This window comes from Sinimarinibacterium arenosum, from assembly GCF_005047655.1.
In the GTDB taxonomy this organism is placed as follows: Bacteria; Pseudomonadota; Gammaproteobacteria; order Nevskiales; family Nevskiaceae; genus Solimonas.
In genome coordinates this window covers 223,810-248,875 of record NZ_SUKF01000004.1, presented here as the reverse complement: position 1 = coordinate 248,875, position 25,066 = coordinate 223,810, and the positions used below count along the sequence as shown (strand labels likewise).

Sequence of the window (25,066 nt, the reverse complement as noted above, 5' to 3'; positions counted from 1 at the left end):
GCAGCGGGGCATGCGAACCGTTGAGTCAGCACACTCAGGGCAATTTCTACTAGGGTGTGACGCCCGATTGCGGTCTAGAATTGCAAAAAATCACACAAAAAGCGGCCGGAAGTGCCGCTCTGCGGAACGAGGAGAGAACTCATGTCGCTGATGAAGATGCGTCCAAGCGCTGTTGTCCCGGCGCTGGCAGGGCTGTGCCTTTTGACGATTGCCGGCTGTGGCAGTGGCGGAGGCAACGGCAGCGGAGGTGGGGTCGGTCCGGGCGGATCGGGATCGAGCGGTGAAGGGCGTACCTTCCGCATCGTTCCAGGTGCATCGGCGACCACCGATATGGTCGGTGCGATGATCCAGGCCGCGCCGGGCGACGTCATCGAGTTCAGCTGCGGCTTCTTCGACCTGAGTTCCACCCTGCAGCTGACCAACACCGAAGACGTGTTGATCAAAGGCTGCGGCAAGGACGGCACTGTGCTGTCGTTCAAGGGCAACAACGCGCCGGAAGGCATCCTCGCGGTCAATGTGCACGGACTGACGGTGCAGGATCTGACCGTGCTCGACACGGGTGGCAACGGTATCGAGCTGCGCGGCGTGAATCACGCGACGCTGAAGCGGGTGCGCGCGATCTGGTCTTCGGGCGGTGGCCGCGAGAGCGCCGATCCGATCACGGCATCAAATTTCGCCAACCGGCTTGAGGTGCAATGCACCGATCCGGCGACACAGGATCCGAATGCGCCGGAGAACTTCCTGGGGGATACGACCTCACCTGACTACACCGTCAGCCCGAAGTCGGGCCGCTACGGCATCTACCCGGTGGGTTCCGAGAACATCCTGATTGAAGAGTCCGAGTCGATCGGCGCATCGGATGCCGGCATCTATGTGGGCCAGACCAACAACGCGATCATCCGCAACAGCCGCTCGGCCTTCAACGTGTTCGGCTTCGAGATCGAGAACGTGCAGGGCGGCGAGTACGCCAACAACGTTGCCGAGTGCAATACCGGCGGCTTCCTGATCTACGACCTCGACGGGCTGCGCCAGTACGGCGACCGTTCGCGCATGTACGGCAACGTCTCGCGCATGAACAACACCTACAACTTCACCTCGGGTGGGTTCGTCGGCAATGTGCCGCCGGGCAGCGGCATGATCACACTGTCGTACGACCGCATCGACATCTTCGACAACGAGTTCCGCGACAACAACACTGCCGGCATCATCCACGCCAGCTACGAGCTGTTCCCCGAGGGCGCCGGCCGGCCGGACGAGAAGCGCATCGACTGGTACACCGAAGGTCTGCACATCTACCGCAACAAGTTCGTCAACAACGGCAACAGCCTGCCGCTGCCGACGACCGGCAACCTGCAGAGTCAGGATCTCGCCAAGCTGCTGCCGGCGCTGGTCGGCGTGAAGAACCAGCTGGCCTGCCTGCTGCCGACCAATCTGGCGACCTGTGCAGCAGCGGGTCTGACCGGCTTCCGCGGCGCACACATCATCTGGGACGGTCTGCTCGACACCTATGACGCCGATTGCCCGTATCCGGTTGACGCCAACAACAATCCGGTGCCGTCAGATGGCCGCGGCAAGCCGCAGCTCGGCAACGATATTCCGAATCCGACGTGCCACTACAACGCCTACAAGTTCAACACCGCGGCCGAAGGTGCGCCGCGCAAGATGCCGGACTGGTTCTCGTGCATCGATGCCGACAACGACTTCTCCAGCGACAGCCTGACCTACGCCAACTTCCACGGCACCAAAGGGCTTGAAGCGGTGGTCAACAGCAATATCGATCCGGCGAATCCGGCATCGCTGCTGACGGTGCTGACGGCACTCGACCCTGCGGCATTGCTGGAACTTCCGTCGAGCTTCGACATCACGCCACACAAATGCGTTGCGCAGTACGGACGTAACCTCGATCTATTGCCGCCGGTGGTGATTCCGCCGTTCACGCGCAGTGGCGACTACGATCCGGCGCCGAGCGAGGCTCAGATCAAAGAGCTGTGCGAGGCGAATGTCGACTCGGGCGAGGTCAACTTCGGCGCGGCCAAGGTCAATTGCCCGACGCTGGATCAGTACCACCTGTTCGGGGATGCCGAGGATCCGACCAGCACCCCGCGCGGTGACGGCGTGCCGTTCGTGCTCAACACCAAGCTGTTCTCGGACTACGCAGTGAAATATCGCGTCGCCTTCCTGCCTCCGGGGACGACGGCGGTGTACCACGATGGCCAGACCGACGGCCCCAACGCCACGATCACGTTCCCGGTCGGCACCATCATTGCCAAGACCTTTGCCTTCGCCAACGACGGCACCGGCACGCTGAACCCGGTCGAGACGCGCCTGCTGATCAAGCGCGTCAACTCCAAGGGCCAGGCGCGCTGGGACGGCGTGCCGTATCGCTGGGAGACGGACGCGGCTACCGGCAAACGCGTTGCCAAGCTGGCCATGGGCGGCGGCACCGCTTCGGTGTCCTGGGACACGACGGACGTCGACTCCGGCCAGCGGCATTCCGGCTCGACGTCGAGCTATCTGATCCCCAACGCCAACCAGTGCTTGAGCTGCCACGCCAACGAAGACCTCGACACCGGGTCAGCGCCGATCGGGCCGAAGATCCGCAACCTGAACCGGCCGTATCGTTCGGAGTCGAACATCGTCACCGACCAGGGCCGGCATGAAGTGCTGGGTCAGAATCAGATCCAGTACTGGTGCAGTCGCGGTTTGATGGCGGGCTGCCCGACCAATCTCGCGGTCGATCCGCAGACGCAGATCGCCGCGGGGGTTGAGCGTGTGCCGACATTCAACAAGCCGGGGGACGCGGGCTTTGCCGTCGGCAGCGGCGACGACGTCGAAGCGCGTGCGCGCGCCTATCTGGAAGTGAACTGCGCGCATTGCCACAACGCCCGCGGCTTCGCCTCCAATACCGGCTTCTATCTCGATGTGTTCCGCCCCGTCGACGGTAGCTACGGTATCTGCAAGCGGCCGACTGCGACCGGCACCGTCGGCAATGGCGGGCGGGTCTATGACATCCATCCCGGCGCATCGACCGACTCGATCGTCGTGTTCCGCACCGGTCCGGAAGCGACCGTGCCGGCCGCGCGCATGCCACCGATCGCGCGCAGCGTGGTCGACGTCGAAGGCCACGCGCTGATCGATCAATGGATACGGGATGTCGTGCGCCCCGACGAAGGCCGCTATCCCGGCTCGACCAGCTGCGCCAGCAACTGAGGTTCGGTACACGAGTGGTTGAAGTAACGCGCCGCCGCGGACAATCCGCGGCGGCGTTTCTGATTGGATTGCGAGGCGGGCCTTTCAGGTGGCCGCCGAGCTGCTACCATCCCGCACCTGATTGCGCCCGTAGCTCAGTTGGATAGAGCATCTGGCTTCGAACCAGAGGGTCGGGAGTTCGAGTCTCTCCGGGCGCACCAAATTGAGAAAGCAGAGTTTCACGTTCGGAGTGCCCACTGTTTGCAGGGGGAGCACTCGAACTCCCGACAAACCATGCCCAGTTCGACAATTCGTCGCAGACGAATTGAACGTCACCGCATCGCGGTGACGGCCCGAAGGGTGAGGTGCGGAGCGCCGAAGTAGTCTCTCCGGGCGCACCAAATTGAGAAAGCAGAGTTTCACGTTCGGAGTGCCCACTGTTTGCAGGTTGCTTGCAAAGCTCCTCGGCTGTAGCTGCTTACTGGTCCCAACGGCCTACGAGGCTCCAGTTCGTGCCAAGCAGCTGAACATGTACTACATGATTTCTACGCAAGGTCCCAGCGGCTTTGACGATGCAGTGCAAATGTCGATCGTTAGTAGCCCAGCACAGTACGCGTCAGGCGTGACGCACCTGCTCCACGCTGACATCGGCTCTGAAGAACAAGAAGCAGGGTTGCACTTTGCTGAGTACGTGGCGAGCGACGCTGCTGTCCGAGAAGCTCTAATATCGCTTGCGGAGAGTCATCCCGATCAACGTACCAAAGCACTTATTCGCCAAACCTTGGGCAGCCCAGGCAAGGCCGAACCAGGTATTCAACCCGACGGCCCCGCCTCCGGCGGGTCCGCAGGTTAATTTGGGCGTTAGACACCCTAAAGCCGCTGCTTAAGAAAACTAACCATAAACACAAAACGAGAGGAGTTAGCAATGACAACTGCAATCATATTTCACGAAGTTCAGGATGGTGCTGTGTGGGCTAAAGCCTGGAAGAAAGGTCCCGGGAGCCGACATGAGATGTTTGGGAAAATTGGAATCACGTGCCGAAACTTCCGTGACCCCAACAACGCCAATGCGACGGGCGTTATGGCTGAGATTCCTGATATGGGGAAATTTCAGGAATTGCTCGAATCCGACGAAGGCAAGCAAGCGATGCGGGAGGACGGCTTGAAGGTCGAGACGATGCGGATGTTGGTCGAGTTCACCCCATAGCTGGGGAGCAAGTTGAAGCGCTTAACCATCGGTTGCAGCGGACGATCCACCGCGTGGGCGGTGCGCCACTGAGCCGGAGCGTTAGATGGCTTGTTTTGTGTGCAACAACATCGAGGAAGGTAACGTAATGCGCTTTTTACTGAAAGTTAATATTCCCGTTGACGCGGGAAACGCCGCAGCTAAGGGCGGCAAATTGGGTGCGACAATCCAGTCCATCCTCGCAGACTTGAAACCTGAAGCGGTGTATTTCACTGATGATCAGGGGCAAAGGACGGCGTTTGTCTTTCTGAATATTCAAGACGCCTCGCAGATTCCAGCGATTGCTGAGCCCTGGTTCCTCGCCTTCAATGCCAATGTTGAGATCCATCCAGTGATGGTCCCGGAGGACTTACAGAAAGCAGGCCCGGCCATCGAACAGGCCGTAAAAAAGTACGGTTAAGCTTTTGGAGCGACATCAAACAACGCGCTCCAGCGGGGCGGCCACGGCTTCGCTTCGGCGTGCCGTGGCCGCCCCTGAGCACCAGCGTTGGGTGACAGAGAAACAGCAGTGAGTAAATCCAAGGTCGCTATCACGCTTCTCGGTGTTGCGCTCATCGCATCAAATGCATGGTGGGCTTATCGGATGCTCGATGCTGGCGTCTCATTCACGTATCAGGGTGTATCCCTCGAAGAATGCCAGCAGGGCATGGCGCAGGCGTTAGCCACCATCAATGCCTCGGCGGGTCATGGCGCATCGCGCTCGGTTGTTGTCGCTGCAGCACAAAAAGCTTGGCCTTCTTCTGAGCCATTTGAGAAAGAGGGCTATTTGTGGGTTGGTCGCCTTGGTCTACGCTTCAACGAATTCGGTCAACTTGTGGAGGCCGTTCAAGGGTTCTAGCCATGTTGCCACCCAACCATGCCTTCAGCCGCGGATTTGCCATCGTTTCGCGTCGTCAAATCCGCGGCTGAAGGCAGGCGTGCTGAGTCGACCAATCGTCAGGGACCGCTGTTAGCACATAGTGGCTAATCCTGAGTCTGGATTGCAGTTCAGTAGTGGCCTGCGCCATCAGGCGACCTTATAAAAATCCGCACTACCCTCCGGCTGCCGCCGAAACCGCCTGTAACCCCACCAGTACTGCTCCGGGCACAGGCGCAGGCAGGCTTCGAGGCCGCGATTCATCGCGGCGGTCGCGGCGACCACATTTTCACCGGCAATTTCGCGTGAGCCTTCGATGAAGTGGGCGATGTAGCCGCGCGCCTTGGGCAGGCGCTCACCGAACAGGTAGACGACCGGTGCGCCCGATTCGCGTGCGAGTTTGGCAACCAGCGTCGGGGTGTGGGCGGGAACGCCCATGAAGGGGGCGAACACACCGCGTCCCAGCGGCGGATCGTGATCCGGCATGAAGTACACGCCCATGCCCCGTTGCAGTAGAGTGAGGGAGTCCTTTCTGACGCCGGCTTCAGTCTGCATCAGGCTGCCGCCGAAGCGGCCGCGGCCTTTCAGCGACAGTTCGTTGATGACGCCGCGCTGGGTCTTGTACAGGCCGCAGAACGGATAGCTGGCAGACATCGGGATCGCCACGGCTTCGAATGCGCCCTGGTGCAGGGTCAGCAGGATCACGCCCTTGCCCTGGGCGAACGCGCGATCCAGCACGTCGATGCCGCGCCATTCCTTGACGGCGCCTTTGACCGAGGCGGCCGGGCCGAGCCAGATGCGGAAGGTCTCGATGTAGGTCATGAACTCGTGCGCGAGCGAGGCGCGGGCAATGCGCTGTCGTTCGGCCGCGCTCAGCTCGGGCATGCAACGTTCCAGATTGCGCAGGGCGATGCGCCGGCGCTGTGAACGGGTGACCCACAGCAACCAGCCGATGGCGGCGCCGATGGCCTGGAGCACGGAGAGGGGTAGCCAGGCCACGAGGTGAAGCAGGGTGCGCATGCGGTGACGTCCGGTGAAGTGGGTTGGGCGCCCGGGGACGCGAGCTGGTGCGGGCCATGATGCCACGCCGGGTCAGTAGATGACCCGGCGGGTTTCAGGCGTCTGTTGCGTATTTCAGCCGCTGCACTGGCGGTTGATGGTCGTCAGTAGTTTGCCCAGCGCGATCAGATGCGTACCGAGGACGGCCTTGCCGGAAACCAGCAGGCCAGCAGACAGTTCGCGCTGGGGATCGGCCCAACCGAGGATGTTCATGAAGCCAAGATGCCCGAAGGCACGGCCGCTCATGGGGCCATAGAGTCCGAACGGGTTGGCGCCCAGCATCATGCCTTCGCTGTAGCGCATCGGAATTTTGAGGGTGTGATCGAATGCCAGCTGGCAGGCGGGCTGCACGATGCGGCGCACGGTTTCGGGTTTGAGAATTTCGCGGCCGGCGTATTCGCCCTGGTCGAGCAGCATCTGGAAGAAGCGCGACAGTTCCTCGGCGGTCGCATACAGATTGCCGGCAGGAACGACGGCATCGTAGAAGACGTCAGAGTTGGAGATTTCGACGATCTTGTCGATCGGCATGACCAACGCGCGTTCCAGCAGGACCGAAATGGGGAAGCGCACCGGTGCGCCGGCCATGTAGTTGGTGGCGGCGTCGCCACGCAGCTCCGGTGACAGGCCATAGGTGAAATAGCGCATGCCCATCGGCTGGCGGATCTGCTGGTCCAGATACTCGGCGATGGACTGACCGGTCACGCGCTGCAGTACTTCGGCCAGGATGAAGCCGCCGGTGATGGCGTGATAGGCAAGGCGAGGGCCGTCTCGATGCGTGGGCGGTGCGCGCGAGATCAGGTCGATGCAGCGATCCCAGTCCAGCAGCATGCCAGGATCGATCTGGTCCTTCGGCAGGTCGAACATCGGAAAGCCGCCGCGGTGTGCGAGCACGGCGGACAGTGTGGTGTCGCGCTTGCCGTTCTGGGCGAACTGCGGAATGAAGTGACTGACGGGCTGGTCCAGCCGGACGCCGCCTTGTTCTGCCAGCTTGTGGATCAGCACTGCGGTGATCGCCTTGGATGCGGAGAACACGCAGATCGGGGTGTCCGGGCTGGCCAGGCGCTTGGGTGCGTCGATGGGATCGTCCGGCCCGTTGCCATAGGCGTGGCCGAGGGATCGGTTGATCAGCACATGGCCGCGGCGGCGCAGGCAGAAGGTGATCGCGGGATAGGCGCCCGTACGGTAGAGGTCTTTGACGCCACGCCAGATGCGATCGACCGCCGCTTGATCCAGACCCGCCGCCGATGCGGGCGCCTCGGACGGGGCGTCGCGTCCCGTCAGCTGCCGGAGAGGTTGTGCGATACGGACCGGACGATTGCCTAGCCACTTCATTCCTGCATGCTCCAGTGTTCGTGTAATGACGCGGATGCTACCGGAGCGCGGCGGCGCGGGTGCTGCGCCTCAGCTGCCGCTGATTGCGGCGAGATTGGCGCCGTAAATCCAGGCTGCGAGGTTTCTCCGCCATTTCAGCGCAGAGCGGGCCTCGAAAATGAATTACGCAAAAGGCTTTTGACTCCGGAAAGGTTCTGCTATTATTCGCGCCCCTGAGCAATCCCAGCTCAGGGGAATGCTCCCGATGGTGGACGTAGCTCAGTTGGTTAGAGTCCCAGATTGTGATTCTGGTTGTCGGGGGTTCGAGTCCCCTCGTCCACCCCAAATTTATTGAAATGTGCGGGCTGCTAGCTCAATGGTAGAGCAGCTGACTCTTAATCAGTAGGTTCCCCGTTCGAGTCGGGGGCAGCCCACCAATTTCAGTGACTCAAGACGCCCGGTGAGCTACCGGGCTTTTTAGTTTTTGTGGTCGAGATGTTCTTAGCGCGGCAAGGAAGGGGAGAACATGCTTCAACAGATTCGTGACCGTACGACAGGCCTGATTGCTGGCTTTATTGTCGCCTTGATTGCCATTCCGTTTGCGTTCTTCGGCATTGACTCGTTCCGCTCGGACGGCGGCGATCCGGTGGTCGCCAAGGTCGGCGGCCAGAAGATCTACGAATCGCAGTTCAAGCGTTCGTTCGATCAGCGCTATCAGCAGCTGGTGTCGCTGATGGGTGAGAGCTTCCGCGCCGACATGCTCGATCAGAATCGCCTGCGCAAGTCCGTGCTGGACGAGATGACGCGCGAAACGATGCTCAAGCAGTTCACTGCAAAAGAGGGCTATCAGGTCGATGACGCGACGGTGTTCACCGCGCTGAGCAGTGATCCCGCGTTCCAGAGCGACGGCAAGTTCGATCCCGAAACCTATCGCAGCGTCCTGGCGCGTGCCGGATATACCGCGGAGCGCTACGAGCAGCAGCTGCGCGACACGCTGGAAGTCAATCAGATGCGCGATGCGGTGGTCGAAACCGCATTTGTCACCGACGCGCAGCTTGATCAGGCCCTGAGCCTGGACAACGAAGAGCGCACGGTGCAGTACGCGCTGTTCGAGACCGCGCGCTATCGCGACCGCGTCAATGTCACGCAGGACGAGATCCAGAAGCGCTATGACGACACGCGCGAGTCGTATCAGGCTCCGGAACGCATCAAGCTGGCGTATCTCGAGCTGTCGCCTTCGTCGGTGCCCGAAACCAGCGCGCCGGGCGATGACGTCCTCAAGGTGCTGTACGACGCCGAGAAGGACAGTCGCTTCAAGACCCGTGAAGAGCGCAAGGCCAGTCATATCCTGATGACCTTCGGTGCGGACAAGGACGCTGCGCACAAGAAGATCGAAGAGATTGCCAAGCAGCTGGCCGACGGGGCTGATTTCGCGACCCTCGCCAAGCAGTCTTCTGAAGACCCCGGTTCCAAGGCGTCCGGTGGCGATCTTGGCTGGGTGTCGCGTGGGCAGATGGTCGATGCGTTCGAAAAAGCGCTGTTCTCGCTGGATGCCGGGCAGGTGAGTGCGCCTGTTGAAACCGAGTTCGGCTGGCATCTGATCCGGCTTGACGAGGTGAAGCCGTCGATCACCCGCAGTTTCGATGACCCTGAGGTCAAGAAGGAGCTGACCGAACTGTTCGTCAACCGCGAGCGTCAGCAGCGCTTCCAGGAGATGTCTGAGAAGCTCGAGCAGCTGGCGTTCGAAAACACGGCCTCGCTGGATCCGGTTGCAGAAGCGCTGGGCCTCAAGGTGCAGACCACCGATTGGTTCACGCGTGACGGTGGTAGCGGCGTTGCTGCGAATGAAGCCGTGAAGACGGCGGCGTTCTCGACTGAAGTACTGCAGGACGGCGAGAACAGCAAACCGTTGCCGCTTGGCGACAACCGTATGGTGGTGATCCGCAAGGCAGAGTACGACCCTCCGCGGCAGAAGTCGCTGGAAGAGGTTGCCGACCTGGTGCGCGACCAGCTGATCAACGAGCGCGCGCGGAGCATGGCGGCCCAGGACGCTGAGGAAGTGATCAACGCCGTCAATGCCGGCACCGCGTTCCAGGAGATTGTCAGCGCCAAGAACGGCGAGCTGCGCAATCCGGGCGCGATCCGTCGTGACGACAAGCAGGTCGAAAGCCTCATCGTCACCGAAGTGTTCAAGATGCCGCGTCCGGCCGAAGGCAAGAGCCGCTATGCGCAGACGACGCTCGGCGACGGCAGCCATGCGGTGATCGCGCTCAACGCGGTATCCACGGCGGCAACCCCGGTCACCAGTGAAGCGCGTGAGACGCGCAGCCGGCGCTTGCGTGACGTAGTGGCCGGCGGCGAGTTTGCGAGCTACCTGGATGTGATCAAGAGCACGGTCGGTGTCGAGTTGACTGGCAAGCTTGGTCCGGCACAGCCGACGCAGGCGCCGTAGTCGAAGCTGATTTTCGCCGCAGCGTAAGCGCGCGGCGCAGCTGTTCATGGTTCAATGACCATGAACGGCTTTTTTGTGGGCAGTCAGAACGACCATGAAGCTTCATTGGCAGATTGCGCTGGCGTTGATCGCGGCGATAGCGGCCGGCACCCTGATCGGCGCCGAGCCCTGGTTCATCGAGACGACAACCTTTCTCGGCACGCTGTTTCTGAATGCGTTGAGGATGCTGATTGTTCCGCTGATTTTTGCGGCAATGATCCACGCGATTCTGGGCATCGAGAGCCCTGGTGAACTGGGGCGGATCGGCTGGAAGACGGCGCTTTACTTTGCCGCAACAACGCTGGGTTCGATTCTGATCGGATTGGTGGTGATCAATCTGGTGCAGCCGGGCGTGATTGATGGCACGCCGGCAGGTGACCGGCTGGGCCTGTCTGCGGACACCTCAATGGTGCTGGAAAAGGTGCAGAACCGAGGTGGCGGCGATCTGATCGACGTGATTCTGCGCATGGTGCCACCGAACCTGCTCAAGGCTGCGGTTGAAAACGAAATGCTGGGGCTGATCTTTTTCAGCCTGCTGTTTGGCTATTTTGCGTCCCGCATGGCCACCGATCTGCTGCGCACTCAGCGCAGTTTCTGGGCGGGGGTCTACGAGGTCATGATCAACATCACCAACTGGGTGATGCTGTTCGCACCGATTGGCGTTTTTGCGCTGGTGGCGCGCACTGTTGCGCAGACCGGATGGGCCGCGCTGGAGCCACTGCTGTTGTTCTTTGTCTGCGTGCTGTCGGCGCTAATGGTGCAGGCGTTCCTGGTGCTGCCCCTGTTGGTCAGGCTGTTCGGGCTATCACCCTGGCGTCATCTGCAGTTGATGACACCGGCGCTGCTGACTGCGTTCTCGACCAGCTCGTCGGCCGCGACGTTGCCGGTGACGTTCGGGTGCGTAAAAAAAGCGGGGGTGACTGATCGCGTGTCCGGATTCGTGCTGCCGCTGGGTGCGACGGTCAACATGAACGGTACGGCACTGTATGAATGTGCTGCCGCGTTGTTCATCGCGCAGGCCTACGGCTTGCACCTGAGTCTGTTCAACCAGTTCGTGGTGGTGGTACTGGCGCTGCTGACTTCGGTGGGAGTGGCCGGAATCCCGTCGGCCAGTCTGGTCGCAATCAGCGTCATCCTGACCTCGGTGGGCCTGCCGCTGGAGGGTGTCGGCATGATCCTCGCCGTCGATCGCATCCTCGATATGTGCCGCACCGCGGTCAACGTCTTTGGCGACGCCACCGGCGCCGTCATCATCGCCCACCTCGAACACGAGGAGTCGGATGATGGCGTCGGTGGCGCGCCGTTGCAGACGTTATGAAGCGTGATGTCCTGGCTCAGGCGCCGGCGGCCATGCCCATGATGTTGTAGCCGGCGTCGACGTACAGAATCTCACCGGTGATGCCCGATGCGAGGTCGGAGCTGAGGAACGCCGCCGCATTGCCAACTTCTTCAATCGTGACATTGCGCTTCAGCGGCGACGCCGCCTCGGCCTTTGACAGCATGCCGCGGAAGCCGGCGATGCCCGCGGCTGCCAGGGTCTTGATCGGTCCGGCCGAGATGCCATTGACGCGAATATTGTCTTCGCCCAGCTCAGCCGCCATGAAGCGGACATTGGCTTCCAGCGATGCCTTGGCCGGACCCATGACGTTGTACATCGGAATGGCGCGCACCGCACCAAGATAGGTCAGGGTCAGCATCGAGGCATTGCGGCCCTTCATCAGCGGCAATGAGGCTTTGCCGAGCGCCGCGAACGAGTACGACGAGATATCGTGGGCAATTCGGAAACCTTCGCGCGTGACGGCGTCGAGATACTTGCCGGCGAGCTGTTCGCGCGGGGCGAAGCCGATCGAATGGATCAGCACGTCAAAACCGCCCCAGGCCTTTTCGACTTCGGCCATGACTTCGGCGATCTGCGCGTCCTCGGTGACGTCCAGCGGCAGGACAAGCTTGGAGCCGCAGCTGGCGGCGAATTCTTCGACGCGGCTCTTCAGGCGTTCGCCCTGATAGGTGAATGCGAGCTCGGCGCCTTCGCGATGGAAGGCTTCGGCAATACCGGTCGCGATCGAGCGGTCGCTGGCGACGCCGGTAATGAGTGCTTTCTTGCCTGCGAGGAATCCCATGGCTACGACTTCCTGAATCCGTGTAAGAGGTCACGGAGTTTCACGGGTCCGGCCGCGGCTTTCAAGAACAAGTGGCTAATTGGGCGCCAGTGTCCATCAATTCAATTGCGTAAAAAACTGCGGGCGGTAGAAACCGCCCGCAGTGGATCAGGACGGCAGGAAGTTGATCGGATAGTTCGGATACGTAAACGGCGGAACGCTCTTCGCTCCGAAATTGAGCAGTTGCACGCGCTGCACGATTTTCCGTTCCAGCTCAGCATCGTTGAACGAGCTGGAGATCAGCTTGCACGCAGTGACGCTGCCATCGGGGGCGATCGTGATGCTGACGACGATCTTGCCTGCGCCCAGGTTCGGGTTCTGACGCATCGCACGGTTGAAGATCGCGTAGAACGCGCCCTTGTTGCGGTCGAAAGTCAGCTGGATTTCTTCCAGCGTACGTCCGGCAATCAGCTTGTCGCCGCCCTGACCGGGACGACTCCGGTCCTTGCCGAAGCCCACCGGGCTTTCGACTTGCGTGGTCCGTCGCTCGCCCAGTCCGGTGCCGGCCTGGGTGCGGCGCGTGCTGCCGGTGGCATTGGGATTGCCGATGCCGCTGGACGCGCTGGCAGCCGCCTGTTCGAACGCGCTGGAATCCGCGGTCGCCGAAGCGCCACCGTCGCTGCTCATCGCGCTGAGCGGCTGATCGCTGCGCTCGATCGCGGCAACGCCGGTATGCAGCGCCTGCAACTGGTTGGCAAACGCCATGACACCGGACTTTGCGGCCGTTTCGCGTGCGCGCTCGACGGTGCGCTGTTGCTGCACCTCGGGCTGTACGACGGGCTTGGGCTGCGGCGGCTTCGGAACTGGTTTCGGTTCGGGCGCTGCCTTCTGTTCTTCCGGTTCGGGTTCCGACTTTTCGGCTGGTTTGGGTTCCTCGACCTTTTCGGCGATGGGGGCTGGCTGCTCAGGCAGCAATTCCACATAGCGGGAGCCGGTCAGGGTGCCGCCACCCTTGGTCAGGCCGACCAGTTCGAGAAACGGCACGATGGCGCTGAGGATCAGCAGTGGAATGCCGACGATCAGGCAGAATTTGCGGAATCTGCGATCCGCTTCTTCGGCCAGCGTCCAGGTTTGCCACTGAATCGCATGCGCGCTCATGAGTCACCTCCGGCTTCGTGGTGGGCGACAGCCAGTGAAATCTTGGCGAAGCGCGCCTCGCTGCAGGTGGCCATGATCTTCTTGATCAACTGATACGGAATGTCCTTGTCCGCCATGATGTTGATCTCACCGCGGGAAACCGCGCCGGATTCGGCGCCGACAACCGGCAGCAGACCTTCCTGCAGCAGGCGGGATTTCAACGGACCCAGCACATTGCCGGTGGTATTGGCGGCGTCGGTGACTGACATGATCAATTCACCATTCACCAGAACGTCTTCCTTGCTCACCATCAGCAGCACGGCTTCGCGCGGACCGTCAGTGGCGACCGAAGCGGGCAGTTCAAGCGAACGCGGACTCGGCAGGACTTCAACCTGCGACGAATTCACCAGCAGGAAGAACACCAGAATCGTGAAGATGTCCATCAGCGACGTCAGGCTCAACGTTCCATGTTTGGCGTTGCGCTTGCGTCGTCGCTCCAGGCGTTGAGTGCGCAGAGTATGGGCGCGAATCACGGTGCGGCCTCCTGCGCCGGCGCGTCGCCGACGGAGATCTGCGGGAACATGTCCACCAGCACGCCCTCACGTGCGGCGGGCAGGTAATGCACCGCGTCCATCACCTGGATCAACGTGTCATAGCTGATGCCCGGTTCGAGCAGCAGCGTGATGCGATCCTCAGCCGGGTTGGCGTTCTTGATTTCCGCCAGACGACTGGTCAGGCCGGCGTAGGTGTACCCGCGCTCGTCCTTGGGCCAGCTGTCTACGTTGTTGCCGTCCTTGGTCAAGGTCAGCCCACTGGCGCGGATCAGCACCGTCAATCCCTGCTTGACGTTGTCCTGCGGCGGCGGTGTCTGCGAACTGTCTGGCAGATTCAGTTCCTTGATCGTCAGCTGCGTGAACACGGCCGTGATCAGCAGGAACGGCACCAGAACCACCATCAGGTTCAAAAAGGCCGTGATGTTCAACTCCGCCACGTCCTGGCGGCGCGCACGGCGCATGCGTGCAAACATGATTAGTCTTTCAGGCCGAGGCTGTTGAGGAACTTGATCGCAGCCATTTCGACGCTGTCGACCAGATCATTGGCTTTCGACTGCAGCCAGGCGTGGGCCAGCAGCAGCGGGATGGCGACGATCAGGCCGAATGCGGTGGTGTTCATCGCGACCGAGATTGATGACGACAACAGATTGGCCTTTTCCGCCGGGTTGACGTTGGCAACGGCGTTGAAGCCGGCGATCAGGCCGATGATGGTGCCGAGCAGGCCCAGCAGCGTCGCGATGTTGGCGAACGTGGCGAGGTAGTGCGTGCGGCGCTCCAGCAGCGGCGTCACTTCCATGATGCTTTCTTCCATCGCCATCTCGATTTCGCTGCGTGCAGCGTTGGCGCGTGCACGCGCCAGACCGAAGCCCAGCACGCGGCCGATGGCGGTTTCAGAATTTGTGGCGAGCTGCTCGGCGGCTTCGCGCTTGCCCTGATTCAGCAGGGGCAGCAGCTCCGACCACAGCAAGCGGTTTTCGGCGTTGGCGCGACGCAGGTACAGCGCACGTTCAGCGGCGATCGCCAGTCCGATAATCATGACCAGCAGAATCGGATACATGAATGCGCCGCCGCTCTGGAAGAAGCGAATGACGGTGGCAAAAAACTCCATGGGTGTGCCCTCGGTTTTCTAAGCTGGGGATTGTAGGGGTGCGGATGGTAAGGCTTTCAGCGTTCCTGCGGTGTCACGACGCCCTTTTCGTCGAGCGCGTGACTCAATGCGTTGTAGTACTCGATCTGGCGGACAAACACGACCTCGTCGATGGGGACGAGCTTCTCTTGCAGTAAGCGTGCCGGGCGATCCATGTCCTGTTCCGGGCGCGATTCGCGCCATGGCGTGATGTAGAGCCCGATCGGGGACTCTCGTTCGCCAATGATGGTGGTTCCGGCTGCATCGGCTGCCTTGCTTGCGGTTGCCGGCGCGGGCGATCCGATGGACGGCATTTCGTCCTGGGCGTTGGCGCTGGAAGCCATTGCCAGCAGGCAGGCGAGAATTAAGGTGCGAGCCATCATGGGGTCTGCTCCGGCTTGGGCGGTGCGGGCGCTGGAGCCGGCGGTGTCGAGGCGGCGTCAATGGCGGCGATCCAGGCCATGACCCGCAGATCGTCCGTGCCGTGCAGCGACTGGTAGGCGCGATAGTGCGCAACAGCGTCCAGCGGGCGTTTCAGGTGGGCATCCAGCAGCACGCCGAGATTGTAATGCGCCAGCGCATAGTTCGGATCGATCGCCAGCGCTTTTTCATAGGCCAGCTGTGCCCGGTTCAGATCGCCGGACTCCCGATACAGGATGCCGAGCCAATTGAACGCGACTTTATTGTTCGGGTTCAAAGTCGCAGCCTTGGACAGCGCGGCGATGGCCTGTTCGCGCCGGTTCGACTTGGCGTAGAGGATGCCGAGATTGGTCCAAGGGCCGGCAAAATCGGGAAAGTCCCGCGACAACGAATCAAACGCCGTTTCGGCTTCAGCATTCTGATTTTGTTGCCAAAGGCCCATGGCTTCAGTGAAGCGCGCCTGCGGATCGCCCTTGTCGACCTCGCCGGTTTCGGCGGACGGCTGCGGGCGCTCCGGCAGCTTGGGGCCGGACATGCTGCTGCAGGCGCCGAGTGTCAGCGCCAGCAGTGCTGCTGCGATCTTCAGGGCAGGCGGGAGCGGGGCGGTGGTGTGGATATTCATCATGGCAGTGCGCTCAGTGGAGGCTGTCATAGCGGTCCTCACCCTGTTCGAGTTTGCCGTAGCGTGCCGGCGCCATCGCGGCGAGGGCTTCGGCGCTCTTCGCGATCCAGTCGTCATAGGTGCCGCCAGCGATACGCTTGAGGTTGGCTTCATGGGCCTCGATGGCCTGCTCCTCAAACGGATACGCCTGCTCCTCCAGCAGCAATTCGTACTGCTCCAGCTCAAGTGCGTCGAGGTTGGCGGGGCGCTGCGACTTCATCAGGGACTTGCCGAAATCGGCGTAGACCGATCCGAGCTCGTAGGTTGCAGCGGTGGTGGATTCGGCAAAGCCGTATCCGGCTGCCTTGCCCAGCCAGCTGATGGCCTGCTCCATCGCCTGTTTCTTGCGCGGCAGACTGTTTTCGATCGGCAACGTCAGCGGAATCGCGCGTGCGTCCGCAGCCGCCATGCGACCGAGGTCCAGACTGGACTGCGCCGCCAGCGACTTCGATCGCTGCGAGCGTTCGGCCCCGGCGGTCTCATCGGCGCGCACCAGCTCCTGCATCCAGCGAGTCAGCTGGGTGCGGTCGCCGGTCGTGCGGGCGTACTCGACCAGCTTCGCACGGGCGTCGATGGCGCGGTCCAGCGGGCGCGGGAAGTTGGTGACGTAGTACTCGTAGGCCTGTGCGGTCTCAACCTTGGCGCCGGCTTCCTCGTACAGGGTCGCTGACAGCCAGCCGGCTTCGCGGCGGGTGTCCGCCGACTCGCTGGCGCGGCGTGCGATGCGCGCATAGGCCTGTGCCGACTGGGCAGGCTTGCCGTCCTTCTGATAGGCGACGGCCAGCTTCTTGTCGACGTCAGCTTCGAGCTCGTGGCCGGGGAATAGCTTGCGGAACTCCTCAAGCACTCGGGTCGCTTCCGACCAGTTCTCCAGTGCCAGCAGTGCTGCCGCGCCGTCGTACTGCGCAGTCGCACGGATCTTCGAGGTCGGCGTGATTTCGCCGACGCGCAGGAAGTGGAACGCGGCGTTCTGCAGATCCCCGGCGTCGCGGGCCACTTCGCCCTGCTTGTAGATCGACGCCGCAAGTTGCTCGACAACGTCGGCGTAGTCCTTGGTCTGCTGCGGGGTCAGCTTCAGCTCCTCGCTGTAGGCTTTTTCAGCCGCGGCAAACTGTGATTCGGCGAAGTGTGAGTCGCCGACAACGCTCCAGGCTACGCGTCGCAGCTTGGCATCGACCGGGACCGGTGCCTCCAGTACGCGGCCGGCAACGGTAACGGCAGCGGTGTAGTCCTTCAGCTCGAACAGATCTTCGCTCGCCTGAGTCAGAACCGGATATTTCTGCGGGTGCTGATCAAAGGTGTCGGCGAGCTTGATGCTCGCATCGATGGCCTCACGCAGCGCTGCCGGACGCTCTTCCGCGCTGACTGCCTTGGCGTGCTTCTGATAGGCCAGCACCGACGCGTACGCGGCGTCGCCGGCACGGGCAAACTGAGGGTAGGTATACGCGGTCTTGTCGTACTGCTGCGCGGCTTCGAGCGTCTTGCCGCCGTCCAGCAGTGCATCCGCCAGCAGGAAATTGATTTCCGCCAGCTTCGGATCCTGCGGATACAGATCGATGATGCGCTGATACCAACGTGCCGCGACCAGGAATTCGGCCGTATTGGCTGACGGGTTCTGCTGCGCCAGCGCGTGATGATGCTTGGCCAGATCCTCGATATGCGTGCGCAGCGCTGTCATGACCTCTGGCGTTGCCGGCTGTCCGCCCCAATAAGATGCGGCCGGATCGTACGTGGTGGCGTAGCGTTCCTTCTCCTGAATCACGAGGTCACGGAACCCGCCGTCCTCGTAGACTGCGATTACACGCGACTGAAACGCCGGTGCGTGCTGCGACTTGGGATAGCGCTCGATGAAGGCGGCATAGGTCTTCGCGGCGTCGCTGTAGCGCGTCTTGTCCATCAGTGACTCGCCGAGTGCGGCGTAGATCATCGGATAGAAGCGGGGATCGCCGTGTTCGGCGAGATAACCGTTCAGCGCCGGGCCGCCGCCCAGCGTCGCCAGTGACAGGGTGATGACGCGCAGGGAATCGCGGACGAGGTCAGTCTTTTCCTTGGCGACACCGCCCAGTGCGGTTTCGACGTCGAAGGCTTCGCCGGCCGGCAGCTCGCGCTCGAGTACATCGAAGAATGTTGCAATGGCTTCTTCGTACTTTGATTGTTTGTACTGCGACCAACCGTACTTGTACTGTGCGGCGTCGAAGAACTGCGTGGCGTCGCCGAAATCCATGACAATCTTGTATTCAGTCTCGGCCTCTGCGTATCGCAATAGCGCGAACAGCAGTTCGGCGCGACGGAAATGGGCATCGCCCGCGAGCTTGGAATTGGGGTGACGATCGGTCATGCGCTTGAGCGTGTCGATCGCAGCTTCGGTGTCGCCCATGTTCTGTTGCGCACGCGCCATCTGATAGAAGATGCGATCGTTTTCCGGATCGTCCGGGTGCGCGTAGAGCAGCTGGTTATAGAGCTTGATCGACTCCTGCAGCGTCGCTTCGGACTCGACGGTGTTGCCGCGCGCGTCTTCCATCTGCACCTGCAGATCGGCCAGACGGCGTTGGGCCTCGGCGCGTGTCTCTTCGTCCGGAGCCAGCTCGAGCAGCTTGCGATAGTTGTCCGCGGCCCGCTGCGGGTCGGCAGCGACGGGCTCCGAGCGGATGATGGGCAGAACTTGAGCGTCTGGGGCATCAAGGCTGCCGATCGATTTCTTGATCGACGGCGCCGACTCGCGCACGACTTTAGGCGTGCAGCCGACGCTCAACGTCGCCGACAGCACCAGCAACAGAGTGCGGGAGTAATTACTGCGCATCGAGTTCGCCCTTGATCTGACGGTCGTAGAGGCGGGCCAGCGCGAAGCGGGCTTCGACCAGGTAGCGTTCGATCTGACGTTGCTGTCCCTCCAGCTCCGCGACCGACATGTCCTGCAGCAGGCGCGCCTGTTCGGCTCCGGCCTGTGCCAGTTGCTCGCGCAGACCGCCGATACGGGCGTGCAGGGTGGAGGTCTGTTCACGTACGCCGTTGAAGCGTGCCGGGACGCCGGAGAGCTGAAGCTGCGAAGTCACGGCGGGCTGACTCGGCGCAGCAGGTGTTGTCGCACCGGGAACGGAGAGCTTTTCATCGCCATGCAGCTGGATTTTCAGACCGGCCCACGGTGCTTTCCACTGCGCGCGCTGGCGTTCAATGACCTGGTCCACGCGCATGTCCGCTCGATCTGTATTCGATGCCGAGCGCTCCACCGTCGCCAGACGCTGCTGCCAGGCTTCGAGATTGCGCGACATCATGCGCACATCTCGATAGTTCTTCAGCGCTTCCTGGAACCGATGTTCAGCCAGCAAGGACTGCAGGAAATAGGTCTCCGGAGCGTCCGGCAAATCGCGCAGTTTCCAGTCGCGACCGGCCTCTGAATCAATTTCGCGCCGAACGATGGTTTCGACCATGCGTCCGCGCTTGATCGATTCAAGCGCCTTATCCATTCGGTCGTGTGCGTTTTCAAGGACGCCAACTGCTTTTTCGTAGTACTGCAGCGCCTGCGTGTACGCGCCCAGCCGGTCCAGCGTGAATGGAATGGCCAGCCACGCTTCCTGCACCGCGGTATCCATCGGATCACGCGAGATTAGCTCGACCCACGGTACCAGTGCGCGCTGGAGCGCGTCGGTTTCCTCGCGGCTGGCTTTCTTAAGGCTGAACGCGCGTAACCCTGCGCGCTTGAAGATATCGTCTTCGAGAAAGCCCGGTCGTACCAGCACGCCCAGTGTCGAAAACGTCGTGAACGGATCCGCATCGGGCTTATCGTCGCCGACCTCGGCTTTGACCACACGGTCGCCCTGCGGTGCGAGTTCGGCCCAACCCAGTCCCAGTAGCGCGCGATTCGAAAACGGACCTTCGACCCGTACCCGCGAAAAGATCGGCTTGGCGGTGCCGCCCTGCTGGTTTTGCAGGAAGTGCCAGCCGAGACTGGTATTGGCCCGATCGCGCAGCGCCAGATCTTCAAGGTCGTCCGGCACCAGACGGCCGACACGGTCGAGGACGGTCTGGCCCTGCGCGGTGCGACCGTCGTTGACCAGCGCGACGCCAAGATTGAATCGTGTGTACGACGACTGATTGCCGGCGTTGTTGAGTTCGGTCAGGACGTCGGCGGCTTCGCCGTAGCGGCTCTCGGCAAGCAGCACGCGCGCCAGCAGATCCTGCCAGCGAACGACGGCCGATTCAGGCAGCACTTCACGCATCTTATAGAGTGTCGCGCGCGCTTCAGCCAGATACCCGCGCTGGTAGTCGAACTCGGCCACATCCAGTTGCGCCGACGCGATGCGATCCTTGTCGCTGCTGGAACCCGCAAGACTGCGATAGATCTCTTCTGCACGGTCTCTCAGGCCGAACGCAAGATAGCTCTCGGCCAGACGCCACTGATAGGCCTCCGGCATACGCAAGGCATCGTTTTTCTTGTCGCTCAGGCGCAGTTCAATGGCGGCACTGAGGGTGCGATGATCGCGCAGCAGGTACTGCGCCTCGCGCACATGAGGATCCTCGGGCGAACCGGGAACATAGACGTCCGCGGCAAAGGCCAGTGTCGGTGCGGCGAGCAGCAGCGAGACCAGAGCACGGCGCATCATGGCTTCACCTTCCACTGCTTCATGGTCAACTTCAGATCGCCGCCGAAGCGGCTGCTGCGCGTCAGCCGAAACTCGAGCTCGGCTTCCTGATCGTCCTTGTCAAAGATCGCTTCATAGGACTGCGTAATCGGCGCGTCCCCGGGTTTGGCGTTGGCAAAATTGCCGTTAACCGTCATGCGAATGCGATGAGGGCCGGGCATGACCGTTGTGATCAGCACGCGCTGGACCGCTGCGTCGTCGAGTAGGGCGCGTGCATCGGTTTCGTCGTAGCGATAGATTTCCGGCGCCTTGTCGTCCACGGTAATGGCCGCTTCGGTCAGCAGCAGGCCCCCGACACCGACGCTCAGATAGACCGAGAGTCGCAGATGGTCGGGAACCAGGGTTTCGTTTTCAACCGCCTGAGCCTCGCGGTTGAATTCAATGATCTCGTCCTTGAGCGCTTGGATGTTCTGGTCCAGGCGCAGTGCACGCTCAGTCAGATCCGGTTGAGCGGCGGACGCCGACAGAGAAAAGATCACTAGCGCGGAGAACATTAACCCACGGGCGAGGAAGCCACGACTTGGAAGCATGCTGTTGTAAGGATCGCGTGGTGAAGTGCGGCGAGTGTAGCAAAACGGCTGTGCCGGCTGACCTGGAAAGACTTTCGGTGGAGGCTGTTCGACAAACGGTGGAAGAATGTCGCCCGGCGTCAGCAAATGCTGACACAGGCTTCGCCAATCTGGTCGGATGGCGTGCAGCATACGCAGCTTTCACTCCTCATCGCCGTCCGTCATCTGCATTCGACAGTGATCATACCGCCGAGTTTAATGAGACTGCAGCATGTGGTCGTGCCGCGATTCGGGACCACCTTTCGAGGTGCTTGTCAATCGGGGGTACGCCTCAAGATTGCTATTGATTTTTTTGTAATGAGCGTTTGGAAGCGACATTTGTTGACGCTCGAAAACCCGCTTGTTATAAAGCGCCGCAACCCACAGGCCACCCGATATTGCGTCCGTCGACGAGCAGGAGTCAGGACGCTATTGCTTATTGGACTGGATGTGGGGCATGCCGAAGCAGGGCCGCTATCGGCAATCCGCCACCAATATTCGTGAGGGGACGCTTTAAGATGAATAAGACTGATTTGATCAATGCGATTGCCGACAAGGCCGACATCTCCAAGGCAGATGCGGGTCGTGCAGTCGATGCGCTGTTTGAAGTCGTGGGTAAGGCGCTCAAGAAGAAGGACAAGGTTTCGCTCGTCGGTTTTGGTACGTTCCTCGTGCGCGAGCGCGCTGCACGTCAGGGCCGTAACCCGAAGACCGGTGACACCATCAAGATCAAGGCGAGCAAAACGCCTGCATTTAAGCCTGGCAAGGCGCTCAAGGACATGATAAAGTAGCCGTCTTTGCTGGTTCCCGGAGTTGTTGAGGGCATCGGCTGCCATCACACGCTTAATTCGGGTGCTTAGCTCAGCTGGTAGAGCGTCGCCCTTACAAGGCGAATGTCGGCGGTTCGAGCCCGTCAGCACCCACCAAGTTTTCGCGGAGCGGTAGTTCAGTTGGTTAGAATACCGGCCTGTCACGCCGGGGGTCGCGGGTTCGAGTCCCGTCCGCTCCGCCACGAAAATTGAAAATGGACGCCTCACGGCGTCCTTTTTTGTCGAAAAGTTTTTAGGGGCGCCCGAGTCGGTCAACGCCCATGCACAGTTTCACGGAGCGGTAGTTCAGTTGGTTAGAATACCGGCCTGTCACGCCGGGGGTCGCGGGTTCGAGTCCCGTCCGCTCCGCCACGAAAGTGGAAAAGGACGCCTTAAAACGGCGTCCTTTTTTTGTGCGTGATTGTTAAGTTTGAGGACATGCGTCTGTCGCTTCGCACGACGATGTTCATGCGTGTGTTGCGTTGTGTGTATACGTCAAAGCGACGTGCGATCGCGTGCTAGATTAGCGCGAAATTTCCATCTCACCGATCGCAGACGTCATGTCAAAACATTTGCCGAAAGCTTCCATATTCATTACCGGCGCAGCTGCCGGTATCGGTCGCGAGACCGCACGCGTCTTTGCCGCCCGTGGATGGCGGGTCGGCGCTTATGACGTTGATCTGGCCGGGCTCCAAAGCCTGAAGGCGGAATGCTCTGGGGATATCACCATTGGCACCCTGGATGTCGTCGATGCGGAAGCGTGCAAGGCAGCGGTAGCCGAGTTTGCGTCGGCAGACGGTGGCCGTCTCGATGTCATGTTCAACAATGCCGGCATCTTGTCTGTTGGTCACTTCGAGGACATCGACGTTCGCCGTCACCATGCGATTGTCGATATCAATCTCAAAGGGGTGATCAACGGATGCTTGGCCGCGTTGCCGCACCTGCGAGCGACGCCAGGCAGTCGTGTGATCAGCATGGCATCCGCTTCAGCCATTTACGGATCGCCGGATTACGCCAGCTATTCGGCCACCAAGTTCGCGGTCAGGGGCCTGACCGAGGCGCTGGATATCGAGTGGTCCCGCTTTGGCATTCGCGTCATGGACATCATGCCGCTGTTCGTCAAGACCGCCATGGTGACGGATATCGAGCAGCCGATCAGTATTGGACGGCTTGGCATTCGCCTGAGCGCACAGGACATTGCCCAAACCGTTTGGCGTGCGGCGCACTGGTCCGCATGGCGTCGCGTTCACTGGTATCCCGGGATACAGACTCGAGCGATGTCCCTGGCAAATGCACTGTCTCCGGGATTGCTGAATCGTGCCACCGTCAAGACCCTTTCCGGTTACTGAGGCCGTCCATGGGTTATCCGGTGGTGTTGATTCACGGCATGTGGTGTTCCTCCGGCAGCTGGAATCGTGTCCGGGAAATCCTGGAGTCACGCGGATACGATTGTTATGTCCCGTCGCTGCCTGCGCACGACGCGGTGCCGGACCAGCCGCTGCAGGTGGCTCGCCTGAGTCTGCGTGACTACCTGGATGCCTTGGAGCAATTCGTCGCGCAGATCCCGGATACGCGTCCGCCGATTGTGATTGGCCACTCCATGGGCGGATTGCTGGCGCAGCAGCTCGCGATGCGGGTAGCTCCGCTGGCAATGGTGCTGCTGACGCCGGCACCATCGTGGGGAATCATGGGGCTGCGGTGGTCAAATTTTGTCGCGTTCGCGCGCTGGATGTTTTCCGGCAGGTTCTGGCGCAATCCTTACAAGCCCAGTTTCGAGCGTGCGGTGATCTCCGCATTCAACGGGCTCGCGCCTGATCGTCATCGCCGACTGTATGAAGGGTTGCTGCATGAGTCGGGGCGCGCAATTTTTGAAATAGCATTCTGGTGGATTGATTTCGGTCGTGCCGCTCTCGTGCGTTCGGCCGATATCCATTGCCCGGTATATGTGGTCAACTGTGGACAGGATCGCTTGACCCCGGCGTCTGTCGTGCGCAGAGTCGCGGCTCGGTATCCGCAGTCGACCCAACGCAGCTATCCGGATCGTGGGCATTGGGTGATCGACGACGAAGAAACGGAGGAGATGATGCATGCGATATGCGGTTGGCTGCGGCCGATCGAGCAGCGATTTGCGCGCCAGCACCATGCGGCTTGATCGCGCGCGTCGCCGTTCTCTGTGGGTAGCCGGGATGCTGTCATGCGTCGTCATGGCCGCCTGGGGTCAGGACAATAGGGTGTCGCAGGCGCTGGATACGACTCAGCGCACTCAGAAGGCCGCGGCAGAATCCCAGCAGCGCATTGACCAGCTCGACGATCAGACCCGATCGTCGCTCGAGCGCTATCGCGCCGCCCTGTGGCAGGCGCAGCAATTGCGCGTTTATGTTCAGCAGATCGACGAGCTGCAGAAGTCACAACAGCAGGAGCGTGAGTCGCTGAGTCGCCAGATCACTGAAATGGAACGGGTCGAGCGCGATCTGTTGCCGCTGATGCTACGCATGATCGGCAGTCTGGAAACCTTCGTCGGCCTGGATCTGCCATTCCTGCAGACCGAGCGGCGCGAGCGCGTGGCTGAACTGCGTCGAGTGATGGCTGATGCTTCGGTCGGCACTGCGGAAAAATTTCGCCGCATCATCGAGGCATATCAGATTGAAGTCGATTATGGCCGTGGCCTCGGTGCCGAGCGCGTTGAAATTGACGGCCGCTTGATGGACCAGCTGCGTGTCGGGCGCAGTGCCCTGTTCGCGCTGGCGCTGGATGCCGACGAGGCCTTGCGCTGGGACGCTGAAGAGGCGCGGTGGGTGCCGGCAGAGCGCCGCTATATCTCCGATATCCGTGACGGCCTGCGCATTGCACGCGAGACTGCCGCACCCAGCCTGCTGGTGTTGCCGATGCCGCTGGCCCAGGGAGTCCAGCCGTGAAAATC

23 protein-coding genes and 6 tRNA genes are annotated in these 25,066 nt (G+C 61.4%); 17 read left to right on the top strand and 12 right to left on the bottom strand.

Annotated elements, in window-relative coordinates:
* The first annotated feature begins 141 nt into the window (after nt 1-141).
* The 6 genes from E4T66_RS10165 to E4T66_RS10140 all read left to right on the top strand — a co-directional run bounded on the left by E4T66_RS10165 (nt 142) and on the right by E4T66_RS10140 (nt 5,273).
* The gene (locus tag E4T66_RS10165) at nt 142-3,210 is read left to right on the top strand and encodes a parallel beta-helix domain-containing protein (protein ID WP_248679616.1); all 3,069 of its coding nucleotides are present in this window, start codon (nt 142-144) and stop codon (nt 3,208-3,210) included.
* Between the two features lie 123 nt (nt 3,211-3,333).
* A tRNA-Arg gene (locus E4T66_RS10160) sits at nt 3,334-3,410 on the top strand.
* A 308-nt stretch (nt 3,411-3,718) separates the two neighbouring features.
* Nucleotides 3,719-4,042 carry a hypothetical protein gene (locus E4T66_RS10155; RefSeq protein ID WP_136848910.1) on the top strand — a complete coding sequence of 108 codons (324 nt, stop codon included), beginning with the start codon at nt 3,719-3,721 and terminating at the stop codon, nt 4,040-4,042.
* A 72-nt stretch (nt 4,043-4,114) separates the two neighbouring features.
* On the top strand, nt 4,115-4,396 hold the full coding sequence (locus tag E4T66_RS10150) for a hypothetical protein (RefSeq protein WP_136848909.1): 282 nt from the start codon (nt 4,115-4,117) through the stop codon (nt 4,394-4,396).
* 85 nt (nt 4,397-4,481) lie between these two features.
* Nucleotides 4,482-4,835, top strand: a complete 354-nt coding sequence (locus tag E4T66_RS10145) for a hypothetical protein (protein WP_248679613.1) — start codon at nt 4,482-4,484, stop codon at nt 4,833-4,835.
* Nucleotides 4,836-4,943: 108 nt separating this feature from the next.
* Nucleotides 4,944-5,273 (top strand): hypothetical protein, encoded by a 330-nt coding sequence (locus E4T66_RS10140; protein ID WP_136848908.1) that lies wholly within the window; start codon nt 4,944-4,946, stop codon nt 5,271-5,273.
* A 168-nt stretch (nt 5,274-5,441) separates the two neighbouring features.
* Here the strand turns inward: E4T66_RS10140 and E4T66_RS10135 are convergent, their stop codons facing one another.
* Together E4T66_RS10135 and E4T66_RS10130 are read right to left on the bottom strand one after the other, a co-directional pair.
* On the bottom strand, nt 5,442-6,311 hold the full coding sequence (locus E4T66_RS10135) for a lysophospholipid acyltransferase family protein (protein ID WP_136848907.1): 870 nt from the start codon (nt 6,309-6,311) through the stop codon (nt 5,442-5,444).
* A 114-nt stretch (nt 6,312-6,425) separates the two neighbouring features.
* Nucleotides 6,426-7,682 carry a serine hydrolase domain-containing protein gene (locus E4T66_RS10130; RefSeq protein ID WP_136848906.1) on the bottom strand — a complete coding sequence of 419 codons (1,257 nt, stop codon included), beginning with the start codon at nt 7,680-7,682 and terminating at the stop codon, nt 6,426-6,428.
* A gap of 247 nt (nt 7,683-7,929) precedes the next feature.
* On the opposite strand from E4T66_RS10130, the gene E4T66_RS10125 reads away from it, so the two are divergent.
* From E4T66_RS10125 to E4T66_RS10110, 4 genes are all read left to right on the top strand, one after another.
* Nucleotides 7,930-8,006, top strand: a tRNA-His gene (locus E4T66_RS10125).
* Between the two features lie 17 nt (nt 8,007-8,023).
* Nucleotides 8,024-8,098 (top strand) — tRNA-Lys (locus E4T66_RS10120).
* Nucleotides 8,099-8,187: 89 nt separating this feature from the next.
* Complete coding sequence (locus E4T66_RS10115) at nt 8,188-10,113, top strand: SurA N-terminal domain-containing protein (protein ID WP_136848905.1); 1,926 nt, start codon at nt 8,188-8,190, stop codon at nt 10,111-10,113.
* 94 nt (nt 10,114-10,207) lie between these two features.
* Nucleotides 10,208-11,470 (top strand): dicarboxylate/amino acid:cation symporter, encoded by a 1,263-nt coding sequence (locus E4T66_RS10110; protein WP_136848904.1) that lies wholly within the window; start codon nt 10,208-10,210, stop codon nt 11,468-11,470.
* Between the two features lie 16 nt (nt 11,471-11,486).
* Here E4T66_RS10110 and E4T66_RS10105 read toward each other — a convergent pair whose 3' ends face one another.
* The 10 genes from E4T66_RS10105 to E4T66_RS10060 form a co-directional block, all read right to left on the bottom strand.
* Nucleotides 11,487-12,272: an enoyl-ACP reductase FabI gene (locus E4T66_RS10105; RefSeq protein WP_136848903.1), complete on the bottom strand. Its 786-nt coding sequence runs from the start codon at nt 12,270-12,272 to the stop codon at nt 11,487-11,489.
* A gap of 147 nt (nt 12,273-12,419) precedes the next feature.
* Nucleotides 12,420-13,409, bottom strand: a complete 990-nt coding sequence (locus tag E4T66_RS10100; RefSeq protein WP_136848902.1) for an AgmX/PglI C-terminal domain-containing protein — start codon at nt 13,407-13,409, stop codon at nt 12,420-12,422.
* Nucleotides 13,406-13,921 carry an ExbD/TolR family protein gene (locus E4T66_RS10095; protein WP_248679611.1) on the bottom strand — a complete coding sequence of 172 codons (516 nt, stop codon included), beginning with the start codon at nt 13,919-13,921 and terminating at the stop codon, nt 13,406-13,408. Before E4T66_RS10095 ends, E4T66_RS10100 begins: the two co-directional genes overlap by 4 nt.
* Nucleotides 13,918-14,415: an ExbD/TolR family protein gene (locus tag E4T66_RS10090; protein WP_136848901.1), complete on the bottom strand. Its 498-nt coding sequence runs from the start codon at nt 14,413-14,415 to the stop codon at nt 13,918-13,920. Before E4T66_RS10090 ends, E4T66_RS10095 begins: the two co-directional genes overlap by 4 nt.
* A gap of 2 nt (nt 14,416-14,417) precedes the next feature.
* Nucleotides 14,418-15,050, bottom strand: coding sequence for a MotA/TolQ/ExbB proton channel family protein (locus tag E4T66_RS10085; protein WP_136848900.1), 633 nt, complete (start codon nt 15,048-15,050; stop codon nt 14,418-14,420).
* Between the two features lie 56 nt (nt 15,051-15,106).
* A complete protein-coding gene (locus tag E4T66_RS10080) occupies nt 15,107-15,448 on the bottom strand; it encodes a hypothetical protein (protein ID WP_211242851.1) in 342 nt (113 codons plus the stop codon).
* On the bottom strand, nt 15,448-16,140 hold the full coding sequence (locus E4T66_RS10075; RefSeq protein WP_211242850.1) for a tetratricopeptide repeat protein: 693 nt from the start codon (nt 16,138-16,140) through the stop codon (nt 15,448-15,450). The genes E4T66_RS10080 and E4T66_RS10075 overlap by 1 nt, the downstream gene beginning before the upstream one ends.
* Nucleotides 16,124-18,949, bottom strand: a complete 2,826-nt coding sequence (locus E4T66_RS10070) for a tetratricopeptide repeat protein (protein WP_136848897.1) — start codon at nt 18,947-18,949, stop codon at nt 16,124-16,126. The genes E4T66_RS10075 and E4T66_RS10070 overlap by 17 nt, the downstream gene beginning before the upstream one ends.
* A complete protein-coding gene (locus tag E4T66_RS10065) occupies nt 18,939-20,750 on the bottom strand; it encodes a tetratricopeptide repeat protein (protein WP_136848896.1) in 1,812 nt (603 codons plus the stop codon). The genes E4T66_RS10070 and E4T66_RS10065 overlap by 11 nt, the downstream gene beginning before the upstream one ends.
* Nucleotides 20,747-21,283 carry a hypothetical protein gene (locus E4T66_RS10060; protein WP_136848895.1) on the bottom strand — a complete coding sequence of 179 codons (537 nt, stop codon included), beginning with the start codon at nt 21,281-21,283 and terminating at the stop codon, nt 20,747-20,749. The genes E4T66_RS10065 and E4T66_RS10060 overlap by 4 nt, the downstream gene beginning before the upstream one ends.
* A 572-nt stretch (nt 21,284-21,855) precedes the next feature.
* On the opposite strand from E4T66_RS10060, the gene E4T66_RS10055 reads away from it, so the two are divergent.
* From E4T66_RS10055 to E4T66_RS10025, 7 genes are all read left to right on the top strand, one after another.
* Nucleotides 21,856-22,128, top strand: coding sequence for an HU family DNA-binding protein (locus E4T66_RS10055; RefSeq protein WP_136848894.1), 273 nt, complete (start codon nt 21,856-21,858; stop codon nt 22,126-22,128).
* Nucleotides 22,129-22,187: 59 nt separating this feature from the next.
* Nucleotides 22,188-22,263 (top strand) — tRNA-Val (locus E4T66_RS10050).
* Nucleotides 22,264-22,272: 9 nt separating this feature from the next.
* Nucleotides 22,273-22,349: transfer RNA gene (locus E4T66_RS10045), tRNA-Asp, on the top strand.
* Between the two features lie 92 nt (nt 22,350-22,441).
* Nucleotides 22,442-22,518: transfer RNA gene (locus E4T66_RS10040), tRNA-Asp, on the top strand.
* A 188-nt stretch (nt 22,519-22,706) separates the two neighbouring features.
* Nucleotides 22,707-23,495: an SDR family oxidoreductase gene (locus E4T66_RS10035; protein ID WP_136848893.1), complete on the top strand. Its 789-nt coding sequence runs from the start codon at nt 22,707-22,709 to the stop codon at nt 23,493-23,495.
* An 8-nt stretch (nt 23,496-23,503) separates the two neighbouring features.
* Nucleotides 23,504-24,298 carry an alpha/beta hydrolase gene (locus E4T66_RS10030; RefSeq protein ID WP_169577561.1) on the top strand — a complete coding sequence of 265 codons (795 nt, stop codon included), beginning with the start codon at nt 23,504-23,506 and terminating at the stop codon, nt 24,296-24,298.
* A gap of 34 nt (nt 24,299-24,332) precedes the next feature.
* Complete coding sequence (locus E4T66_RS10025; RefSeq protein ID WP_248679609.1) at nt 24,333-25,061, top strand: DUF3450 domain-containing protein; 729 nt, start codon at nt 24,333-24,335, stop codon at nt 25,059-25,061.
* The last annotated feature ends 5 nt before the right edge of the window (nt 25,062-25,066 follow it).

Excerpts from the sequence above, each read along its gene's own strand:
- E4T66_RS10085 (WP_136848900.1), bottom strand. The coding sequence starts at position 15,050 with ATGGAGTTTTTTGCCACCGTCATTCGCTTCTTCCAGAGCGGCGGCGCA.
- E4T66_RS10090 (WP_136848901.1), bottom strand. The coding sequence starts at position 14,415 with ATGTTTGCACGCATGCGCCGTGCGCGCCGCCAGGACGTGGCGGAGTTG.
- E4T66_RS10100 (WP_136848902.1), bottom strand. The coding sequence starts at position 13,409 with ATGAGCGCGCATGCGATTCAGTGGCAAACCTGGACGCTGGCCGAAGAA.
- E4T66_RS10115 (WP_136848905.1), top strand. The coding sequence starts at position 8,188 with ATGCTTCAACAGATTCGTGACCGTACGACAGGCCTGATTGCTGGCTTT.
- E4T66_RS10165 (WP_248679616.1), top strand. The coding sequence starts at position 142 with ATGTCGCTGATGAAGATGCGTCCAAGCGCTGTTGTCCCGGCGCTGGCA.
- E4T66_RS10105 (WP_136848903.1), bottom strand. The coding sequence starts at position 12,272 with ATGGGATTCCTCGCAGGCAAGAAAGCACTCATTACCGGCGTCGCCAGC.
- E4T66_RS10060 (WP_136848895.1), bottom strand. The coding sequence starts at position 21,283 with ATGTTCTCCGCGCTAGTGATCTTTTCTCTGTCGGCGTCCGCCGCTCAA.
- E4T66_RS10075 (WP_211242850.1), bottom strand. The coding sequence starts at position 16,140 with ATGACAGCCTCCACTGAGCGCACTGCCATGATGAATATCCACACCACC.
- E4T66_RS10025 (WP_248679609.1), top strand. The coding sequence starts at position 24,333 with ATGCTGTCATGCGTCGTCATGGCCGCCTGGGGTCAGGACAATAGGGTG.
- E4T66_RS10035 (WP_136848893.1), top strand. The coding sequence starts at position 22,707 with ATGTCAAAACATTTGCCGAAAGCTTCCATATTCATTACCGGCGCAGCT.
- E4T66_RS10135 (WP_136848907.1), bottom strand. The coding sequence starts at position 6,311 with ATGCGCACCCTGCTTCACCTCGTGGCCTGGCTACCCCTCTCCGTGCTC.
- E4T66_RS10110 (WP_136848904.1), top strand. The coding sequence starts at position 10,208 with ATGAAGCTTCATTGGCAGATTGCGCTGGCGTTGATCGCGGCGATAGCG.
- E4T66_RS10065 (WP_136848896.1), bottom strand. The coding sequence starts at position 20,750 with ATGATGCGCCGTGCTCTGGTCTCGCTGCTGCTCGCCGCACCGACACTG.
- E4T66_RS10150 (WP_136848909.1), top strand. The coding sequence starts at position 4,115 with ATGACAACTGCAATCATATTTCACGAAGTTCAGGATGGTGCTGTGTGG.
- E4T66_RS10055 (WP_136848894.1), top strand. The coding sequence starts at position 21,856 with ATGAATAAGACTGATTTGATCAATGCGATTGCCGACAAGGCCGACATC.
- E4T66_RS10070 (WP_136848897.1), bottom strand. The coding sequence starts at position 18,949 with ATGCGCAGTAATTACTCCCGCACTCTGTTGCTGGTGCTGTCGGCGACG.
- E4T66_RS10080 (WP_211242851.1), bottom strand. The coding sequence starts at position 15,448 with ATGGCTCGCACCTTAATTCTCGCCTGCCTGCTGGCAATGGCTTCCAGC.
- E4T66_RS10030 (WP_169577561.1), top strand. The coding sequence starts at position 23,504 with ATGGGTTATCCGGTGGTGTTGATTCACGGCATGTGGTGTTCCTCCGGC.
- E4T66_RS10155 (WP_136848910.1), top strand. The coding sequence starts at position 3,719 with ATGTACTACATGATTTCTACGCAAGGTCCCAGCGGCTTTGACGATGCA.
- E4T66_RS10145 (WP_248679613.1), top strand. The coding sequence starts at position 4,482 with ATGGCTTGTTTTGTGTGCAACAACATCGAGGAAGGTAACGTAATGCGC.
- E4T66_RS10130 (WP_136848906.1), bottom strand. The coding sequence starts at position 7,682 with ATGAAGTGGCTAGGCAATCGTCCGGTCCGTATCGCACAACCTCTCCGG.